The organism is Serratia sp. 201 (genome assembly GCF_037027545.1).
Classification (GTDB): Bacteria; Pseudomonadota; Gammaproteobacteria; order Enterobacterales; family Enterobacteriaceae; genus Serratia; species Serratia bockelmannii.
On the sequence record NZ_JAXCHC010000002.1, the window covers coordinates 343,879 to 365,071 of the forward strand.

The following is a 21,193-nucleotide window of genomic DNA, read 5'->3' on the forward strand; positions in this document are numbered from 1 at the left end:
TGCCCGGCGTCGATGACGGTTAACAGTCGCGGCGGCGCGTTTTTTGCCGCAATTTGTTTCAAATCGCGGCATCACAGGCAAGCTGAAACGTTTTTTGTGATCCGGATCGCTATTGGGGCGCAGATCCGAGGCGGGTGATTGTTGTTTTCGCAGCAGGATTTTACAGTGTGGGCAGCTTTTTATTTTTCATTTTGCGGAGACGAAATCAATGACCTATGCCCTCGTGGGTGATGTTGGCGGCACCAATGCCCGCCTGGCGTTGTGCACTGTTGCGACGGGTGAAATTACCCAGGCGAAAACCTATTCCGGCCTGGAGTTCGACAGCCTGGAGGCGGTGATCCGCCACTACCTGAAAGCGTGCGATATCGAGGTGCAGGATGCCTGTATCGCGATCGCCTGCCCGGTGACGGAAGACTGGGTGGCGATGACCAACCACAGCTGGGCGTTCTCTATCAAAGAAATGAAGGCCAGCCTGGGGCTGAGTCATCTGGAAGTGATCAACGATTTCACCGCCGTCTCGATGGCGATCCCGATGCTCTCGCCGGACGACGTGCTGCAGTTTGGCGGCGGCGATGCGCAGCCGGGCAAACCGATCGCGGTGTACGGTGCCGGCACCGGGCTGGGCGTTGCCCACCTGGTGCACGTCGATCGCCGCTGGGTCAGCCTGCCGGGCGAGGGCGGCCATGTCGATTTCGCGCCGAACAGCGAAGAAGAAGACATTATTCTGGAGGTGCTACGCGGTGAAGTGGGGCACGTTTCCGCCGAGCGCGTGCTGTCCGGGCCGGGCCTGGTCAACCTGTATCGCGCCATCGTCAAGGCGGACAACCGCCTGCCGGAAAAATGGGAGCCGAAAGACATCACCGAGCGGGCGTTGGCTGACAGCTGCATCGATTGCCGCCGCGCGCTGTCGCTGTTTTGCGTGATCATGGGGCGCTTCGGCGGCAACCTGGCGTTGAATCTGGGCACCTTTGGCGGCGTGTACATTGCCGGCGGCATCGTGCCGCGCTTTATGGAATTCTTCAAGGCCTCGGGCTTCCGCGCCGCTTTCGAAGACAAGGGGCGCTTCCGCGACTATGTGCGAGACATTCCGGTGTTCATGATAACCCATGGCCAACCGGGCCTGCTGGGGGCCGGCGCGCATCTGCGCCAGACGCTGGGCATGCAGCTGTAAGCAACGCGGCGGCACGATAAAAAAAGGGGCGCAACCCACAGGTTGCGCCCCTTGTCGTTTTCGTGGGGTATCAGGCTTTGGCCAGCTCCGCCGTTTGGGCGGTTTCTGCCGTTTCCGCTGCCACCGCCTTCGGCGCTTTGATGAACAGCGTAATCAGCAGAGAAGCGGCGGACAGGACGCCAATCACCATAAAGGTGGCGTGGAAGCCGCCGAAGTATTTGGCGACGAACGAACCGGCCAGCGCGCCCAGGCCGAAGCCCTGGTAGATGATGCCGTAGTTCTTGCTGTGGTTTTTCAGGCCGAAGAAGTCGCCGACAATCGCCGGGAACACGGTGATGTTGCCGCCGAAGCAGAAGGCCACCGCGCCGACGCAGATGAAGAACAGCGTGTGGTTCAGAGTCATGAAGCTCAGGGCGACAATCGCCAGCACGGTAACCAGCATGGTGAAGCTGATGACGCGCATGCGGCCCACTTTATCGGACAGCGTACCCAGGATGATGCGGCCGGCGGTGTTGAAGATGGCGACGGCGGACACTGTGTTGGCGGCGGTGGCCAAGTCCATCCCGGCCAGTTGAACGCCCATGTCTTTCACGATGCCAATCAGATACAGACCGCTCATGCAGGCAGCGAAGAAGATGGTGAACAGCAGGTAGGCTTCTTTGGTGGCCAGCATCTGACGTACGCTGTAGTCGTTACCCAGACCGTTGGCGCCTGGCTGTGCGGCGTTGGTCGCCAGCACCGGCTCTTTCAGCAGCAGGGAGCCGACGACGATCAGGCCCATCACGATGGCACCCCAGTAGAAGAAGGCACCGGAAACGCCGACGTCGGCGATCAGGGCGGCGTTGACGTATTTGAACAGCAGGCTACCGCTGCCGAAGGCGCCGACGGAGATGCCGGAAATCAGGCCTTTGTTGGCGGGGTACCACTTAATCAGGTTGGACAGGGTGGAGATGTAGGCGATACCGACCGCAAAGCCCACCACCACGCCGGCCAGCAGGTAAATCATGTCAAGCGAGCTGACGTGGGCGCTGGCGATGAGACCCAGGCCGACCAGGATGCCGGAACACAGCGTCAGATTGCGGATGCCGAAGCGTTCTTGCAGCTTGCCGGCGAACAGCGTGGCGAAGGCCAGGAAGAAGCTGGTGATGGAGAAGGTGGTGGCGACGTCTGCCAGCCCCCAGTGGAACTTGTCGACCAGCGGCTGGTTGAACAGGCTCCAGGTGTAGATGGTGCCCAGACCCATCTGACAGATGATGGTGCCGAGAACGATTAAGCTGCGATTTGCCGGTTTGGTGTTCATGGCCGGTCTCCTTCCTGTGTGTGCGTTGCCGGGCGTGAGCCGTTGGCTGAAATTTGCGGGGTGAATCTGTGTTCCCGCGGTATGGGCTTATTATATGGCCGGCACCCCCGGCGGGCGGCGGATCGGGAATGAGTTGCACGACGGAAGGAATGAAATGCATGTTATGCGGCGTGAGTTGCCGTTTTTGCGCCGAAAAGCGCGTGAAATGCCGGGGGTGACACGTGATCTACATCAAAGATATCAACGATTTATTGTTAATCGGCGGTGAACGATTGTGGTGAAATTGTGAAGGATGCGTCTGAAAGGCGTAAATCGGCATTGCGCCTATAGAGCGGCGATGAGCGCGGGACTATGTTATCTGCGATCGGACGAGGTCCGCTCTGCAGGAGTCCATGAAATGAAAAAAACGCTGTTGTTACTGGCCGCGCTGCTGGCGCTGCCGCTGGCGAGCCAGGCCGACGTGTCCATCGGCGTGAACGTGCCTGGCCTGTCGTTGCATATCGGCGATCGCGATAATCGCGGCCACTACTGGGACGGCTATCGCTGGCGCGATCCGCGTTGGTGGGCCGATCATCACCGGTATGAACGCCCGCGCGGGTACTATTACGGCCCGCCGCCACGGGTGATTTACTACGGGCCACCGCGGCGCGACTGGCGAGATCGGCCGCATTACCGCATGCCGCCACCGCCGCCGCCCGGCTATTACTACCGTCCGGGCCCGCGCTGGTAAGCGCTTACAGGCGCATCAGCTTGCGGAACTCTTTCACCTTGCTGCGGCTGACCGGCACTTCAAACTCGAGATCGCTCAGCCGCAGAATGTAGGTATTGTTGAACCAGGGGACGATCTCGCGGATCTTCGCCAGGTTAACGCAGTAAGAGCGATGGCAGCGGAAGAAATGTTCTTCCGGGAGCCGGCCGTAAAACTCGGTGATGTTCATCGGCATCACGAACTCTTCCCGGCGGGTATAGACCCGCGTCACCTTTTCATCGGCGGCGGCGTAATAGATGTCGTTGATGTCGGTAACGATGATCCGCTCGTCTTTGATCAGGTTGATGCTATGGCTGCCGCGGCTCGGCGCGCTGGCCGGCTCCGTCGCGCCGGCGGGGCGATGATGCAGCGCCTCCAGTTTTTGCAGCATGGTGACGATGCGCGCCTCGTGATAGGGCTTGAGGATATAGTCGAACGCTTCGATCTCGAACGCTTCCACCGCGTGCTCTTTATAGGCGGTGATGAACACAATCGACGGGCGATGCGCGAATTTACTGATGTTTTGCGCCAGCAACACGCCGTCCAGCGACGGGATGTTGATATCGAGGAAAATGGCGTCGACCTGGTGAGTCTGCAGGTATTTGAGGACGTCGAGGCCATCCTCGAAGGTGGCGACGATATCGATATTGCTGTGTTTCTTGATCAGGTAGCTGAGTTCTTCCTGCGCGAGGAATTCGTCTTCCACGATGATGGCTTTCATGAGGCCTCCCCGACCGGCGGCGCGCTTGGTTCCTGATGCAGCTTGCCGCCGTTTTTGCTGATGTAGAACGCGATTTCGGTGCCCGGCTCCAGGCGGCGGATATGCAACCCCTCACCGTACAGCAGCGACACGCGGTGATGCACGTTGAGCAGGCCGATATTGTGGCCCGGCATTTCGTTGCGCGCCACCCGATCGATGGTGTCCTGGTTGATGCCGTTACCGGTATCCTTCACCGAAATCTTCACCCGGCCGCCCTGATCCTTCACCGCGATCACCACCACCCCTTTCCCCTTACAGGGCTGGATGCCGTGCACGATGGCGTTCTCCACCAGCGGCTGGATCAGCAGGCTCGGAATGCGCACCGAGACATCGTCGTCGATGTCGTAGATCACCGTCAGCTTGGCGCCGAAGCGGGCCTGTTCGATGGCGATATAGTCCTGAATCTGATGTAACTCCTTGCGGATATCGATCAGTTCGTCGTTCAGCTCCAGGTTGTAGCGCAGGTAGCGCGACAGGTTAATGATCAGCTGGCGCGCGGTGTCCGGATTCAGGCGAATAGAGGAAGAGATGGCGTTCAGCGCGTTGAACAGGAAGTGCGGGTTAATCTTGCTCTGCAGCGCGCGCATTTCGGCTTTATCCGCCATCTGGCGCAGGTGTTCGATGCGCGAAACCTCCATCTGCGTGGAGATGATCTGCGACAGCCCGACCGCCATCACCTTCAGTGTGTTGGTGATCTGGTGGGCGTGGCAGTAGTAGATTTTCAGCGCGCCGGTCACTTCGCCTTTTTCCCACAGCGGTACCACCAGCTGCGAATGGATCTGCGGCGCGGCCGGGTTTTCCAGGTTGTTCTTGATGATGATTTTGCCGTGGCGAATGCTTTCGCGGGTGACGCGGCTCAGCCCTTCGCGGCCGATCGGGTAGGCTTCACGCCCTACGCCGACGTAGGCCAGCACCTGGTGGGTATCGGTGATCGCCACCGCGTCGGCGCGGATGTCCTGGCGAATGATATCGCAGATGGTGGCCAGCGATTCGCTGTTGATGTTGCGGAAATAGGGCAGCGTCTTGTGGGCGATATCCAGCGCCAGTTTGGCCTGGCGCGCGGCGATCACTTCTTTCTCATCCTCGACGCTCTGTACCAGCAGCACGATCAGGCCGATGCACACCGTACCGAGGATCATCGGCAGGGCGATCTGCGACACGATGTCCAGTCCAAGCTCGGTCGGCTTGGCCCACAGCACGATCAGCAGCATGGTGAGGGATTCGCACAGCATGCCGCCGACGATGCCGGCACGCCAGCGCTGCTCTTTTTTCACCTTGAGGTTGATGTAACCGGCGCTGATGCCGGCGATGATGCTGGTGATAAGACAAGGCACCGAGGTGATGCCGCCGATGTCGATCAGATAACGGTGCACGCCGGCGATGATGCCGGTGACGATCCCCACCCAGGGGCCGAACAGGATGCCGCCGGCCATGATGGCGATGACGCGCACGTTAACCAGCGATCCTTCGACGTTGATGCCGGAGTAGGTGCTGAACAGCGCGAACAGCGAGAAGATCGCCGTGACGATGCCGAGCTCGAGCGGCGTATGGTCTTCTTTTTGCAGCAGTTGGCGGAACAGCCGGGTGCGGGTCAGGAAAAACAGACAGATCAACATCAGCGCGGCGCGATCAAACACCGCCAACAGCATTTCAAAAAAAGGGTGCACGACGGGTTCTCGCTGCGGCTTACGGATGGCGGCAGTATACCACAGCGAAAGGGGCCCGTGGCGTGCGCCACGGGCGGGGGATCAGCCCATGCCGAGCTGCGCTTTGCCCAGTGGCGTCAGCAGGTCGACGGTGGCGCGGCCGTCGAAATCCACCTCGAAGTCGTCAGGGGCGAAGTCTGGCGGCGTTCTGCCGTCGATAAAGCTCGGCAGCTGGCGCTGCAGATAGGCGTCGTTTTTCTCGCAGCCCGGCGCGGCAGCGATGTACATCACGTTGCTGTCGAACTCGCCGTTATGCTCGTTCTCCACCGCGTGGATCACATCGCAGTGCCAAAAGACCGTGTCGCCCGGCTCCAGATCGGGAATGGGGGAAATCCCACTTAATAAAAGGGGATGCCACTTTTCCGAGATCGACAGCGCGCGGCCCGGTGCCGCATCGCACAGATCGTCGTCGGCGACGTCGTCCTGCAGCGCGCGCAGCAACACATAGGCCATGGCGTTGGCGATCGGCACCAGGTTCAGCGTGCCGGCGTTGGTGCGCTGCGGCGTCAGCGCCGTCCAACCCTGGAAGGTGCGGAACATCGAGCAGACCGCCGGGGAGGCTATTTCGCGCACCTCGGTGCGGCCGTCGGCGGCGAAGGGATCGTACTGCTGCCAGTCGCCGGAGAAAACGTGGCGATATACATAGCGGAAGTTTTCGTCCAGCCAGCGCTCAATGGTGCCGCTGTCGACGTGCGGTGACAGGCCCAGCGACGAGGAGTTCGGCGGGCGGCGGCGGGTGCGATCGGCGTAGGTGGCGACGCGGGTCGGATCGAAATGCTGTTTGCCGTTGCTCTCGGTGGCCCACAGGCTGTTGAGGAACACCTGCACCGCATGCATGCGCGCATCCTGCCGCGCTTCAACCTGCGGTTTTGACCAATAGATGCCGTAAATCTGCGGCTTGCTGGCGGCCAACTTGCCGAAATAGTTGTCTTCGGCGGCGTTTTTCAACCGTTCGACGAAGTTGTTGCGCTCAAGGTAGTCGCCGATTTCCCGGTTCCAGCCTTCGGCCTTGGCGCGGGGGAACACGCCGCGAATGGCGCAGGCGCCGCTCTGTTTGATCAGCGCTATTTGCTGCTCGCTGACGCGCTGCTGCAGGATATCTTCTGCGTCGATCTGCGGCACCGGATTATGGCCGGCGGCCAGCTCGCGGCGGATCTGTTCGACCTGGCCGCGGATGTTCTCTTCCAGCGCTAGAAAGACGTCGCGGTAGTTCGGCAATGCCTGGCGCAGCTGGCGCTTGACGTTAACGATCGTCTGCGGAATATCGTCGATGACTAAAGAGGCCATGGTGTTCTCCTGGTGCCGCGTGGATAACGGCGGCGGGCAGTTGTAGGGAATCGGGCAAGACGTTAAGGTTTTGTGGTTTTAACGTGAATGATTATCGGCAACCAATCGGGGAAAATAAAGAGATATCTTTCATTCGTAAGTTCCTCTTTTTCGTTTTTCGGAGATTTTATGAAGCTGGTCACTGAACGTCTGCACTTACAGTCGATAACCGTCGAGGATTGGCCGCTGTTTCTGCGCCTGTACCAAGATCCCGAGGTGATCCGTTACATCTCCGATCCGCGCAGCGAAGCGGAGATCCGCGCACGGTTCGAAGAGCGGCTGCCGGCCTGGGACAAACACGGCGAGCAGTGGTTGTGTCTGGTGATGCGTGAGAAGCACAGCGGAGAGGCGGTGGGCATTACCGGCTTTCGTCCGCACTGGGCGCCGTATCGGCAGGCGGAAGTGGGATACGGGAGTTTGCCTTCCGGGCAGGGCAAGGGCTATGGCAAGGAGTCGCTACGGGCAGTGCTGGATTTTGCGGTGAACGCCTGCGGTTTTCACAAATTGACCGCCACCGTGACCGTGGGCAATCTCGCCTCGCGTGGCCTGCTGGAGTCGTGCGGTTTTCAGCTGGAAGGCACGCTGCGCGACAACTACCGTCTGGCGGATCAGTGGTGCGATGACTGGCTGTTCGGGCTGTTGGCGGCGGAGTTTCAGGGCGGCAAATAAAAATATCGCGCCAGGTATCGACAAGCTCGTCGGCGCTGCGCTATGTTCGATATTCGGTCAGTTCGCTGGCCAGCGTCGCTCGGACGGTCCGGGCGCTAACGTCTATCGAGGAATCCCCTATGGCTGATAACAGTCCACAGCGCCGTTTTACGCGCATTGAACGCCTTCCCCCTTACGTATTCAACATCACCGCCGAACTGAAGATGGCCGCACGCCGTCGCGGTGAGGATATTATCGACTTCAGCATGGGGAACCCCGACGGCCCGACGCCGCCGCACATCGTGGAAAAACTGTGCGCCGTCGCCCAGCGCGACGATACCCACGGTTACTCTACTTCGCGCGGCATTCCACGCCTGCGCCGCGCCATTTCGCGCTGGTATGCCGATCGTTATCAGGTGGATATCGATCCGGAAAGCGAAGCCATCGTCACTATCGGTTCGAAAGAGGGGCTGGCGCACCTGATGCTGGCGACCCTCGATCACGGCGATACGGTACTGGTGCCGAACCCCAGCTACCCGATCCACATTTACGGCGCGGTGATCGCCGGCGCCCAGGTGCGCTCGGTGCCGCTGGTGGACGGTGTGGATTTCTTCGGTGAGCTGGAGCGCGCCATTCGGGAAACCATTCCGCGCCCGAAAATGATGATCCTCGGCTTCCCGTCCAACCCGACCGCGCAGTGCGTGGAGCTGGATTTCTTCGAGCGGGTGGTGGCGCTGGCCAAACAGTACAACGTGCTGGTGATCCACGATCTGGCCTATGCCGATATCGTTTATGACGGCTGGAAAGCGCCGTCGATCATGCAGGTGCCGGGGGCGAAAGACATCGCGGTGGAGTTCTTCACCCTGTCGAAAAGCTATAACATGGCCGGCTGGCGCATCGGGTTCATGGTCGGCAATCCCGAACTGGTCAGCGCGCTGGCGCGCATCAAGAGCTATCACGACTACGGGACCTTTACGCCGCTGCAGGTGGCGGCCATCGCCGCGCTGGAAGGCGATCAGCAGTGCGTGCGCGATATCGCCGAGCAGTATCGGCAGCGCCGCAACGTGTTGGTGAAGGGGCTGCATGAGGCGGGCTGGATGGTGGAAAACCCGAAGGCGTCGATGTACGTGTGGGCGAAAATTCCCGAGCCTTATGCCCACCTCGGTTCGCTGGAGTTTGCCAAACGCCTGCTGGCGGAAGCCAAGGTCTGCGTCTCGCCGGGCATCGGCTTCGGCGACTACGGCGATACCCACGTGCGTTTCGCGCTGATCGAGAACCAGGACCGTATCCGCCAGGCGGTGCGTGGCATCAAGGCGATGTTCCGCGCGGAAGGGCTGCTGAAGCCGGGCAAAGCCGGCAGCGCCAAATAATCCTGTCAGGCCGGGCGTTCGCCCGGCCTTATTTTTTCCGTCCCAAGGTTTTCTTCATTATTTCCCCATTATGCTCAACTACGCTGAATTTTATTTTTTGGATAGAGTGTATGAGCAACCGCTACGCGCGATCGCAAATCGTTTTACATTGGCTGACTTTGCTGATGGTGATCCTCACCTATGCGGCGATGTTGCTGAAGGATTCGGTGCCGGAGGCGTGGGCGCCGCTGGTCAAAACTCTGCACTTTAACTTTGGGGTATCGGTTTTTGCCCTGATGCTGATTCGGTTGGCCATGCGCGCTTTCCACGCTGCGCCGCCGACCACGCCGCCGCTGGAGGAATGGCAGGAAGTGGGCGCCAAGATCTTCCATTGGCTGCTGTACGTGGTCTTCCTGATGTTGCCGTTGCTGGGCATGTTAACCCTGGCCTACGGCGGGAAATCGTGGTCTTTGCTGGGCTGGCCGATGCCGCAGTGGGTGACACCGGATCCGGTGATGCGCAGGCTGGTCAAAACGGTTCATGAGACGCTGGCGAATATCGGCTACTTTATCATTGGCGCACATGCGTTGGCGGCGCTGTTTCATCACTACCTGCGTAAGGACGACACCTTGCGCCGCATGATGCCGGGCAAATGATCGTCAGCAGAAACGACAAAGGGACGCTTGCGCGTCCCTTTGGCTGTGTTCCTGGTCTGGCTACCGTCAGGCAACCATCAACATGAAGGTGCCAACCCAGGCAACCAGCATGAATGACACGCCCATCAAAAAATATTTCACTGAACAACTCCTGTCTGGAGTCCTCGCCAGCAATGATCCCGATTGTTGTGCTGAGTATTTTATGGGCAGCCTGCTTGTCGGGCGGATTCTTCCAAGCGAAAGAACAACGTCCTCGAGCGCGGGCTGTCCGGTTGTCGCGCCTCATGCTCCGTGAGGTAAAATCCGAACCGCGACAGGATCGGCGCTAATGTACTCTCAATACTGGTCTGATTTCAATACTGTGTTTTTGATCACAATTTTCGGCTGTTTTTTGAACAGAGCGCGCTGTTTTATAACGCTTTTTATGGGCGGGCGACAGGAACTAGCCCGCCGTGGCGGGCTGTTAAATAGGGGATGAAGCAATGCAGCGGCGGGCGCTCAGGCGGCGGCGTTGATGCCGGTCGCCAAAATGACCCAAAAAACGAGACAAGACAGCAGAATAACGGCCCAAATATGACGGCGACTCCACTCCATTTTTAGCCTTCGTTGTTGCGATAAGTGATTAGGTAGCCATCATATCGGCGCAAAACGGGGAAAATTTAGTCCTGTTGACGAATATTTCGCTAACTTAGCGCTAACTCATTGGCAAACTTCGCTTATCGTCACGCGCACTTCGTAGCCCAGCAGATACAACGCCTGCTCCAGCGCTTCAACCTTCGAGGCGTAGCCGATATCCAGCAACCGCTCCATTTGCCCGCCGTTGAATCCCAGCTTACGCGCCAGCGCCGCTTTGCCGGTGTTTTTGCGTAGCATGGCATTGTGCAGTTCGATCTTCAGCGCCACCAGCGCCGGCAGGTGTACTTTCAAGTCATCGGTTTGCGCAGGAGAAGGGGCGGGCAGAGGCAGACCTTCATCCATCGCGGCGGCGATGGCGGCCAGCAGGCTTTCCTGCGCTTCCAGCTCGATGTCTTCGCGTTTATAGCAGGCAGATTGCCACTCGGGGAAGTCGTGGAAACCGATCTGCCAGGCGTCGCTGTCGCTATCGAAGGTGTAATGGGCGGGGTAGTGGCTGTACATGGCAATCCCTGATTGAAACCTGAATGAGGCGCTATTGTGACGGCGCGGCCGGCGGATAGCCATAGCCTTGAGCGGAATGGCGCTCAATCGGCATGTTCACGCGGCTTGCGACGCAGCCCGTCGGGCGGCAACAGTAGGGCGCAGATCATGACGGCCAGACTGAACAGCGGCAGCCAGCGCGCCACCGGGCCGGGGGAGTAGTTGTTGAGCACCGAGCAAACGTAGCATGTGACGGCCAGCACCCAACCGGGCAGGCCGATATCATTAAGGCGAAACGCGGTTTTGGCCATAAACCACGCCACCAGGCCAAAACAGAACAGCGCCCACACCATGATGCACAACAGATACAGCAGCACCGAGACGAATTCCTCGGTGTCGCCGTGCGCATGGGCGCGAAAATGGTTTTTATCCAGATAGGTCGACAGAAACGACAGCAGCACGATGCCAACGGCGAAGATCGCCAGCGAGAAAACAAAGGGTTTGCGCGAGATGCGCCCGCGGTAAAGGTCTTTGGTGAGTTGTCCGAGAGATTCCATCACAGTCCGTTGTCGTCATCATTGGCCGCCCGGCGGAGGCCGGATGGCAAGCAGCCGGGCATTCTAGCGGGGTAAACGGGGGCGTCAAGGTGATAATTTTTCTCATTTAGTCGCGGTTGAGATTCCACGCGGCCGCACAGGGCGTCCTTTCACCGAGCAAAACGTCACAATTTGGCACGTTTGGCTACCTGACGCGGTCATTGGCGGCATAATCCTGTTTGTTCGCGTTGAACAATGCATTAACATAACTCCCACTTATCTCTTGCATGGCTATGGATATCCGATGCGTTACCTGGTTGCGCTTTTACCGCTGATTACCTTGCTTGCTGCCTGTAGCAGCACGCCGAAACCCAGTACCACTGCTACGCCGCAGAGCACCCCGGTAAAGGGCGGCTTTTTGCTGAGCCCGGCGCACAGCGGCGCGCCGCTGGGAGGGGATTTCGCCAATAACCCGAATACCGCGCGCTTTATCGATAAGATGGTGCAGGAACACGGGTTTGACCGGCAGCAGCTGCACGACGTGCTGGCGCAGGCTCGGCGATTGGACTCGGTGCTGCGGCTGATGGACAGACAGGCGCCGACGCCGTCTACTCAGGGGCCAACCGGGCCGAACGGTTCCTGGCTGCGCTACCGCAACAAGTTCATCACCCCGGATAACGTGCAAAACGGCGTGGTGTTCTGGAATCAATATCAGGATGCGCTGCAGCGCGCCTGGCAGGTGTACGGCGTGCCGCCGGAGATCATCGTGGGGATTATTGGCGTGGAGACCCGCTGGGGCCGCGTAATGGGTAAAACCCGCATTATCGACGCGCTGGCGACGCTGGCCTTCAACTACCCGCGCCGCGCCGATTACTTCGCCGGTGAGTTGGAAACCTTCCTGCTGATGTCGCGCACCGAAGGTGACGATCCGCTCGAGCTGCGCGGCTCCTTCGCCGGCGCGATGGGCTATGGGCAGTTCATGCCTTCTTCCTTCAAAAGCTACGCGGTTGACTTCAACGGCGATGGGCATATCAACCTGTGGGATCCGGTCGATGCCATCGGCAGCGTGGCCAATTACTTCAAGGCGCACGGCTGGTCCAAGGGCGAGCCGGTCGCCATTCAGGCCAACGGCCAGGCGCCGGGGTTGGAAAACGGCTTCAAGACCCGCTACTCGGTCGCCGCACTGGCTGAAGCCGGCCTGAGCCCGCAGGGTTCACTCGGGGATAACCAAGAGGCCAGCCTGCTGCGGCTGGACGTCGGCACCGGCTACCAGTATTGGTACGGTCTGCCGAACTTCTACGCTATCACCCGCTATAACCACAGCACCCATTACGCCATGGCGGTATGGCAACTGGGCGAAGCGGTAGGGCGCTCGGCGCGCGGCGGCTTCTGACCGCTGCTTCAAACAACGAAAAAGGCCGCTTGCGCGGCCTTTTTTACGTTCTGAGCAATCAGAAATCGTAGCGCAGACGGACCACGGTCATATCGCCGAGGTTGTCGGTGCTCGATGTCAGCACGTGCTCTACGTCAACGCGGAAACCGTAGTCAAACTGTACGGTAACCCCGAGGCCGTTGTCGATGCGCTGGTAGTTGCGGCCGCTGATGTATTCCAGGCGGTCGCCCATGAAGTACGGCATCACCGATTTCACCGCGTACTGGCCCACCGGCACGGTATAACCGGCCAGGTATTCGATACCCCACGCATCGCCGGCGAAGTAATTGTTGACGTCGGCTTTCTTGGTGGTCAGGAAGTCGTTGTAGTAACCGCCGCCGAAGGTGAGCGTCCAGTTATCCGGTTTCCAGCTGATGGCGGTACCGAAAATGTTCTGGTCATAACTCTTGCTGCCGCTGGTGGACGGGTTGCGCATTTCGGCGCGGGTGTAGTTCCAGGCGGTACCCCAGGTCAGATCCTGTGTAATGTGGTAATCCACACCCAGTGAGCCGCCGCCTTTGCGCTTATAACGCAGGCCGTTGCCCGGCAGGTAGTCGCTGTCGCTGAACAGGTACGAGGCGTAAACGTCCGCATCGCCGAAGCGGTTCTTGTACTTCAGCATTTTGCGTGAACGGTAAGAGCCGTCGTAGTCGCCGTTGATGCCGTTGCCCGGTGCCTGGGCCAGCATGTCGTAGTCCCAGATATCGGTCTTGGCGCCAACCACGTCATAGTAAACGCTGTTTTGCTGACCGAAGGTCATCTGGCCCCAGGTGTTGCTTTTCAGGCCGGTATACAGCATACGGCGGCTGGTGTTTCTCGCGCCGTCGGCATAGTGGTGATCCCAGTCAAACAGCGCCGGAATGTTCACACCCAGCTCGTAGTAGCTGATCCAGCTGATATCGTCGAACAGGTAGTAGTCCGCTGCGAAACGGAAACGGGTGCCGCCATCGAAGCCGTTACGCTTATACGAGCCCTTGTCACCGTCGCCCGTCATGTTGTTGAACTGCGGACGGATGCTGCCGCCAACGGTAAAGTTCAGGCGGCTGAGCGGATCGCCGGCCTGTGGATCTTGCTTCAGCAGAGTGATTTCTGCCTGAGCGGCGAACGACGCGCTGCCGATCGCCAGACCCAGCGCCACCGCTTGAGTCACTACGCGCAATTTCATTGCCATGTGTTATCCCTGTTTTATGTATGACCGCCCCATCAGCGCCGCCATGCCGATGTTTTGCGCAGAACGCTGCGTTTTCACGCATTTTGACGGTTTTTTTGGTGTTTTAGCGGCGGGCGGCATTTGTAACATAAACGGTGAGATAAATAATTACTTTTCTTGCTAATTATTGGCCGGTTTTTGACCATTTCGTGCGGTGAAAAGCGCCATTATTTATGTCTCTCGATTCGGATGAATTCATCTAACGCCAAGGTTTATATTTTTCATTTGTCAGTCATCGGCGTCAGCCTGTAATTTTAGTCGTGCAAGAGATAATTAATTTCAGCCTGTCACCGCCGTATTAACGTTTGCCTTCTTCTGCGTAATCGGTCGGCAGGAATAAGCGATTGGGAGGTCGCCATGAGAAATCTGTTAATGTTGTTGGTGGGGCTGTTTTCATTACCGGCGATGGCGGCGGAGTCGCACGTCTGCCATTCTCAAGCTTATGATTATGCAGAGGTTAGTAAACTCAGGTTATCTGACGATACCCTGTTTACCTGCCGCGGCGTGGGGCGCCTGACGATCCCGGAATTGGCGAGTAAAGGATGGCGGGTGATTCATTTAGCGCAGCAAACTGAATATACCGACTCCGTCGACAGCGATGGTGAGGTTATTAAACTTTATCAGGAAATCGTGGTGTATAAAGAATAATTCTACGGTGGCCTGTGATTATTTCAACGGTGGCGAGAATTCTATTATGAATGCAAGAGTCGGTATTGACGGCAGGGCCGCCGCCGCCATGGTGCTGCTTTGCGCCATCTGGGGGATGCAGCAGGTGGCGATCAAGGCCGCCGAGCAGGATGTGTCGGCGGTGCTGCAAATTGCCATTCGCTCGGGCCTCGCCGCGCTGGGGGTATACCTGTTGGCGCGTTGCCGCGGCGAGTGTTTCACCTGGGATCGCGCCACGCTGAGCGCCGGTTTGAGCGTAGGGGCATTGTTCGCGCTGGAGTTCTTTTTTGTCTCCGAAGGGCTGCGCTACACCAGCGCCTCGCATATGGCGGTGTTTTTGTACACCGCGCCGCTATTTTCCGCCCTCGGTCTGCATTTTCTCCTTCCTCAGGAGCGTCTGTCGCCGGTGCAGTGGCTAGGCATGCTCATCGCCTTTGGCGGCGTGGTGCTGGTCATATCGAGCATGGCTGAGGGAAGTGGCGGAGCCGATCGGCTGAAAGGCGATTTCTATGGCCTGCTGGCGGGGATCGCCTGGGGCGGTTCTACCCTGATGATCCGTACCACGCGTCTGGCGGAGTGCCCGGCCAAACAGACGTTGTTATTCCAATTGACGGGCGCCTGCGTGCTGCTGTCGCTGCTGGCGATAGCGACGGGCAATTTGCACGTCGTCCTGAGCCCGGTGGCCTGGTGCAGCCTGCTGTTCCAAACGCTGATCGTGTCGTTTTTCAGCTACCTGATCTGGTTTTCACTGCTGCGCCGTTATCAGGCTTCCTCGCTGGGCATTCTCACCTTTATGACGCCGGTATTCGGCATCCTGGCGGGGGTCGCCATTCTCGGCGAACCACTGCAAATTGAGTTTGTATTGGGTGCTGTGCTGATCGTGCTGGGGTTAATCGTGGTGAGTTGTTCATATCTTCTTTATTTTGACCGAAGGGTGGCACCAAAAATATAAATTATGGATGTTGATGTACAGAACTACCAAATAAGCTGCGAAAGCCAATTCATTATTCAGTTGCAAATATCCCGCTATGCTTGGGGCGTGCCGCTGATTACGCTCAGCGATAACGGTGATTTTACCGTGATAAGAAGCCGAGGCTGGTCGAGGTTGGCGAATGGGATGCGATTGGAGGTTTATTATTTTGCCAATAATTCCCTGCTGACCTGGGATAAAAGTCGAAAATATATTTCTTATTCAAAGGCCGGCCGGCTCTACGCCTGCGCGCTGCATTTTTCTTATTCCCCCAAAGTAGAGCGCTAACCCTCTGGCCATCAGACCAGAGGGGAGATTTTCATGATCCACTGCTTAAACGCGAGGATCTTGGGCCACTGCCGTTCGGAAATGGTCGAGGTAAAATAGCAGTGCTCACAGGGCACGGTCATGTTGGTGAACGGAATGATCAGTTCGCCGCTTTTTATCCAGTCCTGCACCAGATTAAGCCGCCCCATGGCGACGCCAAGGTGCCGTGTGGCGGCCAGTACCGCGAGATCGGAACGGTCGAACTCCATGCTTTTACTGTCGGTATCCAGCCCCAACGCAAAGTGTTGTGACCAGGTTTGCCACTCATCTTCGCCGGAGTTGTAGCGATCGTGCAGCAGCGTACAGTGAGCCAGGTTTTCCGGCGCATCGTACAGGTTATGTGCAGCGGCGTACTGCGGCGTGCAAATCGGCACCATCGATTCCTGCATAAAGGCCTCGTCCAGATGCCGCCCCGAGGGCAGTTTGCCGAAGTACATCGCCAGGTCCACGCCGCGGTTGGCCAGGTTGATGATTTCCTGCCCGGTCAAAATGTTGAGGTGAATGGTGGGGTGCTGGGCGATAAAGTCGCCGATGCGCGGCAGCAGCAGACATTGCACCAGAGACGGGTGTGAGTAGAGGGTCAATGTTCCCGTCAACTCGCGATTTTTAATGTCCAGGATTTCCTGATTCAAGGTGTTGAAGGAGCTGTCCAGCGCCCATTGCATGCGCTCGCCCTCCGGCGTCAGGGTAATTCTGCGATGAAAGCGCTGAAACAGCAGAAAGCCCAATTCCTTTTCGAGCAAATTAATGCGGTGGCTTACGGCGCTGGGGGTGATCGACAATTCTTGCGCCGCCAGCGCAAAAGATAAATGGCGGGCGACGCATTCAAAAGTATGCAGCCGGGAAAATTGATAGCTGGTCAGCGGGGTCGCCCGCTGTGAATGTTTTTTACTGGGGAACATGCTATTTCTCCGTGCGCACAATCTGGCAATATTAACATTTAATGGCGCGGAGGATAAACCCAGCCTGATTGATCTATTCGGTTTTTATGCCGAGGGATTTCGATATGTTGAAGAGAATTGCATAACAACCGGAAATAACAGACGGTGGGGGCGATGATAATCAGCAATAGGACGAATATAATAAAAAGAGGTGCCGTTAAGCAGCGAGTAAAGGCGGTGTACCGCAGCCTGAACGATAAAAGCTCATATTCCCTGCGGGATATAACGGTTTCGCCATAATCATCCGTCGCATGGCGACGTTGAGTACGCGTTAAGCCCGGATGCCAACGAGATGGAGGTAGCAATCGATAACGCTGAGCCCCGCCTGGCCAGAGAACCGTGCCCAGTGGTTACCCACCGGGCACAACATTCAGGGAAAAGCAGGTTGATCGTCGGCGCTAATCAACGGCGACGCAGCAGCAGGCCGGCCAACAAACCTGCGCCGGCAACGAGTGCCAACGCGGCGAGGGGGTTTTTCTTCATCATACTGCCGGCGCAGCTCAGGGCGTCGCCGTATTTTTCTTGCAGCGCGCCCACTGCCTGGCGCGTGACGCCTTCGGCCTGCCAACGTTCGTTACCGCTGACGTCGCCTGCGATTTCCTGCGCTTTGCCCGCCACTTTGTCCATCATGCCATTGGCTTTTTCGCTGTTCATTATGATGTGCTCCTAAGGTTCGATCCGTTTGGCGTTCGCACAGAGCGAAAGCCTGCATTTGCACCGCCATGTTATGCACTTCACTCTGCGCTCATAAGGGGCGTTTGCATCGGTGCGGGTAGTGCATTTGCAGGCTACTTGCCATTCCTGGAGGCCGCTCCGCCGGTAAACAGCCCGCGCTCTCTGGCCCAGACGATGGCTTCGCTGCGGCTGTGCACGCCGAGTTTGGAATAGACCGTCGCGACATGATTGCGGATGGTGTTGAGCGCCAGATTGAGACGCGCCGCGATTTTCTTGTCCGGCAGCCCCTCGCAAATCAATTCCAGCACATCGCGCTCGCGCGGCGTGAGGTCGCTGGTGGTGAATCCAGCCTGGTCGGGCCGGTTGATGCTTTTTACGTTGGCCAGTTTTTCGATCAAAGTTTGGCTGAACCACGAGGCATCCTGCATCACTTCTTCGATGGCATTCACCAGCTCCAGCTCCGATCGTTTACGCTCAGTAATGTCCATGAGCACCAACAGGTAGCAGGGCGCATTATGGATACTGACGGCATCCGCCGAGGCCACGCAGTCGATTAGCTCGCTCCCTTTCTTTCGCACCTGGATATCCAACCCTTCGACGTTGCCGCTTTTTTCCAGTGCGGCAAACAAACGGCGGTTCGCCTCGGGATCGTCAATAAACTGGATCTCATCGACCGTTTTGCCGATCAACGCTTCGGCGTCGTACTCGGTGGTGCGGGTGAACGCTTCGTTGACATCCAGCACGCGCCTCTCGTCTGCGGTACACACCAACGTCGGCACCGGGCTCAGGCGAAATGCCTTGGCGAACCGCTCTTCACTTTCTCGCAGCGCCGATTCCGCCAGGCGCCGGGGTTCGAGATCGGTAAACGTGAACAGCATGCAGTCGTCTTCATTGATATCCAGCGGTTGACCGGCAACCACCACCAGCTTGCTTCCTCCGCCGGGCAGTTTCAGCTCGGCCTCCATCTGCGGAATGGTGGCACCTTCCCCCAGGCGCTGAACCGCCAGCTCTTTGTGCTCTGCCTGTTCTAAGACGTCGAGTTCATAAACCGAACGCCCCATGACCTGTTCACGCTGGTAACCGGTCATATCGAGGAACCCCTGGTTGACCTTGACGTAACGCAGGTCGCTTAGCCGACAAATGACCGCCGGTGCCGGATTGGCGTTGAAGGTTTTTTCAAAGCGCTGTTCGGCGCTGGCCCACTCCGTTGCGTCGCTCAGGATCAGCGCCAGCAGCTCCGGCTGCCCCTGCGCATCGGTGATGATCAGGCTCCGCAGGCGGTGCACCCAGAAGCTCTCCGGATCGTCGACCTGCCGAACCTCCACCACCACATCGGTGAAGGTTTCGCCATCGGCAACCCGGCTCAGCGGGTACTGTTCCAGCGCCAGCGGGTGGTTGTTGCGATAACGCAGTGCAAAACGCGCCGCGTACTCGCCGGCATCAGCCCCCAGGGCTTTCTGGTGGCTCACGCCGTGCATGGCCAACGCGGCTTCGTTAGCCCAGAGAAGCGTTTGATCGGTATCCGTCAGGATCACGCCGTCGGACAAGCCGGAGATGATTTGCTGCAGGTGGCCGCGGTGGGTTTCGCTGGCCAGGACGGATGGGTTCATGTGCTCTCCGCTAGACAGAAGGGGAGCGGCCTCTGACGGGGCCGCGGGTTACGCTACTCGCTGAGCAGCTTAGTGCATAACGTGCGTATTCGCAGGGTGTGAATGCACTAGGCATTCTGGCGCAAATGAACCGGGACGGCCGACGACGCCGCGCGGCAGACTGAATTTGTCTGCGCGGTTATCCACCGTGCGTGCAATCACTTGTCCAGAAAATATAAGGAACAACGATGACCACTGTCTATGAATCAAATCGCTTTGCGTTTCAGGTGTCATGGGGCTCGATATTGGCCGGGAGTGCCGTAGCGCTGGTGACCTACCTGATCTTCAGCGTGCTGGGCACGGCGATCGGCGCCCAGGCCGTAGATATGATGCAAAAGGGCAATCCGCTGAGCGGCTTTGGCACCGGCACCGGGATCTGGCTGCTGGTTTCCACGCTGGCATCGCTGGCCGCCGGCGCGTTCGTCGCCGGACGCACTGCGCCGAACCGCGGCGGTTTGCATGGCCTGCTGAGCTGGGCGATCACCACCTTGCTGACCACCTGGCTGATGGTTTCATTAGCAAGCGGCGTGGTGGGGCTGGCGGGCAGCGCGGTGGGTAAAGGGCTCTCACTGGCGGGCAGCGGCCTGGCGGCGGCAGCGCCAAACGCGGGTGAAGGCCTCAAGCAACAGCTGGATAAAAAGGGCATCAGCCTTGACTGGGGAAGCCTGGAAAATCAGTTGAACGCCACGCTCAAGCAGACCGGCAAGCCGGAATTGGATCCGGCTCGGTTGGAACAGAAGGCCGATAGGGCGACCGCCGACGGCAAACAGTCGGCCGTGGATGCCGCGGCAGATCCGGCGCAGGCCGCTACCGAGCTTAAGCAGTGGTTCGAGCGCGTCAAGCAGTCCGGTGAGCCGACGTTGAGTGCGGCCGACAAGGATGCGTTGGTGAATATCGTTGCGGCACGCACCGGCAAGAGCCGTGATGAAGCGAGCCAAATCGTCGATAACTACGCCCAGGCTTATCAGCAGGCGGTGCAGAAGGTGGAAAAACTCAAGGCCGAAGCCGAGCAGAAAGCGCGTGAAGCGGCTGATGAAGCGGCAAAACAACTGTCTCGCGCCGCATGGGGCTCACTGCTGATACTGCTGTTGGGCGCTGCGCTGAGCGCCGGCGTGGGGCGGATTGCCGAATCAACCCGCCGTATCGTCGCGGTAAGTTGAGATGAGGAAAAACCTGTCGTGCATCTCGCTGAACTATCGAAAAGTGGCGGGAGCGTCCGCGCCCGTGCTCGTCATCGATTTTTGCAACGAGAACAACGAGCGCTACACCTTGCGCTACAACCTGCCGCCGGATACCCCGGAACGCACCGAGCGGCGGGTATCTTTGCTGCTGAATCTGCTACGCAAGCACCGATCGGCAGAGATCGACAACCTGGCTGATTAATCAGTCCGTTAATGAAAAGCCCGGCCTGGCGAGCCGGGCTTTTTGCCGTGCTGTGGCAACAAAGCACGGGTATGCAGACACGGCACTGTTACGAGGGAAGAGCGAGGCATAAATGGCGCCCCAATTGGCGTGGAAGGTAACGTAGGGCATCGAACAAGGTTTGTTGAAACATCGATTCTGCTTTGTTGGGAAAAGATAAAAAAGAAACGCGCTATGAAGCTCTGCGATTATCTGGCCCGAGGTTAAGGCCTTGCTTTTATCCACCGCATCCTTCCTCGACATTGTTCCTATTTCTTCATATTAGGTTCAATAATTTTATCAACCGACCAAACAATAAATCACGATTTAATTTGTGATGATGAAATTCCTATTCGTCCATGCCACTGGAGTGTAAAAAAACACGTTAAGATAAAACAATTGGCAAAAAGTGTGATTCTCCCTGGTGATGTAAATGCATCTTTGACGGGAGCACTTTATGTGGGTTGTTTTTGTTTTGCCGTTTTTTGCGGGTGGATTTATATAACATGATCATTTTCAGTTATTTAAGTAATGACTTTTCCTATGCCGCAAAAATGGTGCTGCCAAGGTGATTTTTTTTAGGATTAATCTTAATGACTTGGTTTG

General features: G+C 58.1%; 22 protein-coding genes. 11 read left to right on the top strand and 11 right to left on the bottom strand.

What is annotated here, in order from left to right; translation table 11 throughout:
* Positions 1–208 precede the first annotated feature (208 nt).
* Complete coding sequence (gene glk, locus WA302_RS09920; protein ID WP_060447972.1) at positions 209–1,171, top strand: glucokinase; 963 nt, start codon at positions 209–211, stop codon at positions 1,169–1,171.
* A gap of 70 nt (positions 1,172–1,241) precedes the next feature.
* Here the strand turns inward: glk and WA302_RS09925 are convergent, their stop codons facing one another.
* A complete protein-coding gene (locus WA302_RS09925) occupies positions 1,242–2,471 on the bottom strand; it encodes an L-lactate MFS transporter (protein WP_238969545.1) in 1,230 nt (409 codons plus the stop codon).
* 397 nt (positions 2,472–2,868) lie between these two features.
* Here WA302_RS09925 and WA302_RS09930 point away from each other — a divergent pair, with 397 nt between their 5' ends.
* Positions 2,869–3,201, top strand: coding sequence for a DUF2502 domain-containing protein (locus tag WA302_RS09930; RefSeq protein WP_025303752.1), 333 nt, complete (start codon positions 2,869–2,871; stop codon positions 3,199–3,201).
* A gap of 4 nt (positions 3,202–3,205) precedes the next feature.
* Here the strand turns inward: WA302_RS09930 and WA302_RS09935 are convergent, their stop codons facing one another.
* The 3 genes from WA302_RS09935 to WA302_RS09945 all read right to left on the bottom strand — a co-directional run bounded on the left by WA302_RS09935 (position 3,206) and on the right by WA302_RS09945 (position 6,972).
* Entirely contained in the window at positions 3,206–3,940 is a 735-nt protein-coding gene (locus WA302_RS09935) for a LytR/AlgR family response regulator transcription factor (protein WP_025303751.1), read from the bottom strand.
* Positions 3,937–5,628: a sensor histidine kinase gene (locus WA302_RS09940; RefSeq protein WP_336064457.1), complete on the bottom strand. Its 1,692-nt coding sequence runs from the start codon at positions 5,626–5,628 to the stop codon at positions 3,937–3,939. Before WA302_RS09940 ends, WA302_RS09935 begins: the two co-directional genes overlap by 4 nt.
* A gap of 99 nt (positions 5,629–5,727) precedes the next feature.
* Positions 5,728–6,972 (bottom strand): DUF1479 domain-containing protein, encoded by a 1,245-nt coding sequence (locus WA302_RS09945; protein ID WP_336063750.1) that lies wholly within the window; start codon positions 6,970–6,972, stop codon positions 5,728–5,730.
* A 168-nt stretch (positions 6,973–7,140) separates the two neighbouring features.
* Between WA302_RS09945 and WA302_RS09950 the strand changes: the two genes are divergently transcribed.
* The 3 genes from WA302_RS09950 to WA302_RS09960 all read left to right on the top strand — a co-directional run bounded on the left by WA302_RS09950 (position 7,141) and on the right by WA302_RS09960 (position 9,664).
* On the top strand, positions 7,141–7,680 hold the full coding sequence (locus tag WA302_RS09950; RefSeq protein ID WP_141998610.1) for a GNAT family N-acetyltransferase: 540 nt from the start codon (positions 7,141–7,143) through the stop codon (positions 7,678–7,680).
* A gap of 119 nt (positions 7,681–7,799) precedes the next feature.
* Complete coding sequence (alaC, locus tag WA302_RS09955; protein WP_336063753.1) at positions 7,800–9,029, top strand: alanine transaminase; 1,230 nt, start codon at positions 7,800–7,802, stop codon at positions 9,027–9,029.
* Positions 9,030–9,139: 110 nt separating this feature from the next.
* Positions 9,140–9,664, top strand: a complete 525-nt coding sequence (locus WA302_RS09960) for a cytochrome b (protein WP_089181172.1) — start codon at positions 9,140–9,142, stop codon at positions 9,662–9,664.
* A 66-nt stretch (positions 9,665–9,730) separates the two neighbouring features.
* Here WA302_RS09960 and ypdK read toward each other — a convergent pair whose 3' ends face one another.
* The 3 genes from ypdK to WA302_RS09975 all read right to left on the bottom strand — a co-directional run bounded on the left by ypdK (position 9,731) and on the right by WA302_RS09975 (position 11,337).
* On the bottom strand, positions 9,731–9,805 hold the full coding sequence (gene ypdK / locus WA302_RS09965; RefSeq protein WP_099782600.1) for a membrane protein YpdK: 75 nt from the start codon (positions 9,803–9,805) through the stop codon (positions 9,731–9,733).
* Positions 9,806–10,363: 558 nt separating this feature from the next.
* Positions 10,364–10,801, bottom strand: a complete 438-nt coding sequence (locus WA302_RS09970; RefSeq protein ID WP_025303746.1) for an antitoxin HicB — start codon at positions 10,799–10,801, stop codon at positions 10,364–10,366.
* A gap of 83 nt (positions 10,802–10,884) precedes the next feature.
* Positions 10,885–11,337 carry a DUF805 domain-containing protein gene (locus WA302_RS09975; RefSeq protein WP_043140239.1) on the bottom strand — a complete coding sequence of 151 codons (453 nt, stop codon included), beginning with the start codon at positions 11,335–11,337 and terminating at the stop codon, positions 10,885–10,887.
* Positions 11,338–11,620: 283 nt separating this feature from the next.
* Between WA302_RS09975 and mltB the strand changes: the two genes are divergently transcribed.
* Entirely contained in the window at positions 11,621–12,709 is a 1,089-nt protein-coding gene (mltB, locus tag WA302_RS09980) for a lytic murein transglycosylase B (RefSeq protein ID WP_336063755.1), read from the top strand.
* Between the two features lie 58 nt (positions 12,710–12,767).
* Here mltB and WA302_RS09985 read toward each other — a convergent pair whose 3' ends face one another.
* A complete protein-coding gene (locus tag WA302_RS09985) occupies positions 12,768–13,919 on the bottom strand; it encodes a porin (protein WP_025303743.1) in 1,152 nt (383 codons plus the stop codon).
* A gap of 396 nt (positions 13,920–14,315) precedes the next feature.
* Here WA302_RS09985 and WA302_RS09990 point away from each other — a divergent pair, with 396 nt between their 5' ends.
* Genes WA302_RS09990 through WA302_RS10000 form a run of 3 tightly spaced genes read left to right on the top strand, consistent with a single transcriptional unit; the run spans position 14,316 to position 15,882 of the window.
* Positions 14,316–14,606, top strand: coding sequence for a hypothetical protein (locus WA302_RS09990; protein WP_336063758.1), 291 nt, complete (start codon positions 14,316–14,318; stop codon positions 14,604–14,606).
* 46 nt (positions 14,607–14,652) lie between these two features.
* A complete protein-coding gene (locus WA302_RS09995; RefSeq protein ID WP_336063760.1) occupies positions 14,653–15,576 on the top strand; it encodes a DMT family transporter in 924 nt (307 codons plus the stop codon).
* A gap of 3 nt (positions 15,577–15,579) precedes the next feature.
* The gene (locus WA302_RS10000; protein ID WP_049294901.1) at positions 15,580–15,882 is read left to right on the top strand and encodes a hypothetical protein; all 303 of its coding nucleotides are present in this window, start codon (positions 15,580–15,582) and stop codon (positions 15,880–15,882) included.
* 11 nt (positions 15,883–15,893) lie between these two features.
* Here WA302_RS10000 and dsdC read toward each other — a convergent pair whose 3' ends face one another.
* The 3 genes from dsdC to WA302_RS10015 all read right to left on the bottom strand — a co-directional run bounded on the left by dsdC (position 15,894) and on the right by WA302_RS10015 (position 19,147).
* Positions 15,894–16,823 (bottom strand): DNA-binding transcriptional regulator DsdC, encoded by a 930-nt coding sequence (gene dsdC / locus WA302_RS10005; protein ID WP_025303739.1) that lies wholly within the window; start codon positions 16,821–16,823, stop codon positions 15,894–15,896.
* A 441-nt stretch (positions 16,824–17,264) separates the two neighbouring features.
* Positions 17,265–17,516 (bottom strand): CsbD family protein, encoded by a 252-nt coding sequence (locus tag WA302_RS10010; protein WP_025303738.1) that lies wholly within the window; start codon positions 17,514–17,516, stop codon positions 17,265–17,267.
* Between the two features lie 134 nt (positions 17,517–17,650).
* Positions 17,651–19,147 (bottom strand): helix-turn-helix transcriptional regulator, encoded by a 1,497-nt coding sequence (locus WA302_RS10015; protein WP_025303737.1) that lies wholly within the window; start codon positions 19,145–19,147, stop codon positions 17,651–17,653.
* A 227-nt stretch (positions 19,148–19,374) separates the two neighbouring features.
* Between WA302_RS10015 and WA302_RS10020 the strand changes: the two genes are divergently transcribed.
* Positions 19,375–20,346: a hypothetical protein gene (locus WA302_RS10020; protein ID WP_336063763.1), complete on the top strand. Its 972-nt coding sequence runs from the start codon at positions 19,375–19,377 to the stop codon at positions 20,344–20,346.
* Between the two features lies 1 nt (position 20,347).
* A complete protein-coding gene (locus WA302_RS10025) occupies positions 20,348–20,569 on the top strand; it encodes a hypothetical protein (RefSeq protein WP_025303735.1) in 222 nt (73 codons plus the stop codon).
* The last annotated feature ends 624 nt before the right edge of the window (positions 20,570–21,193 follow it).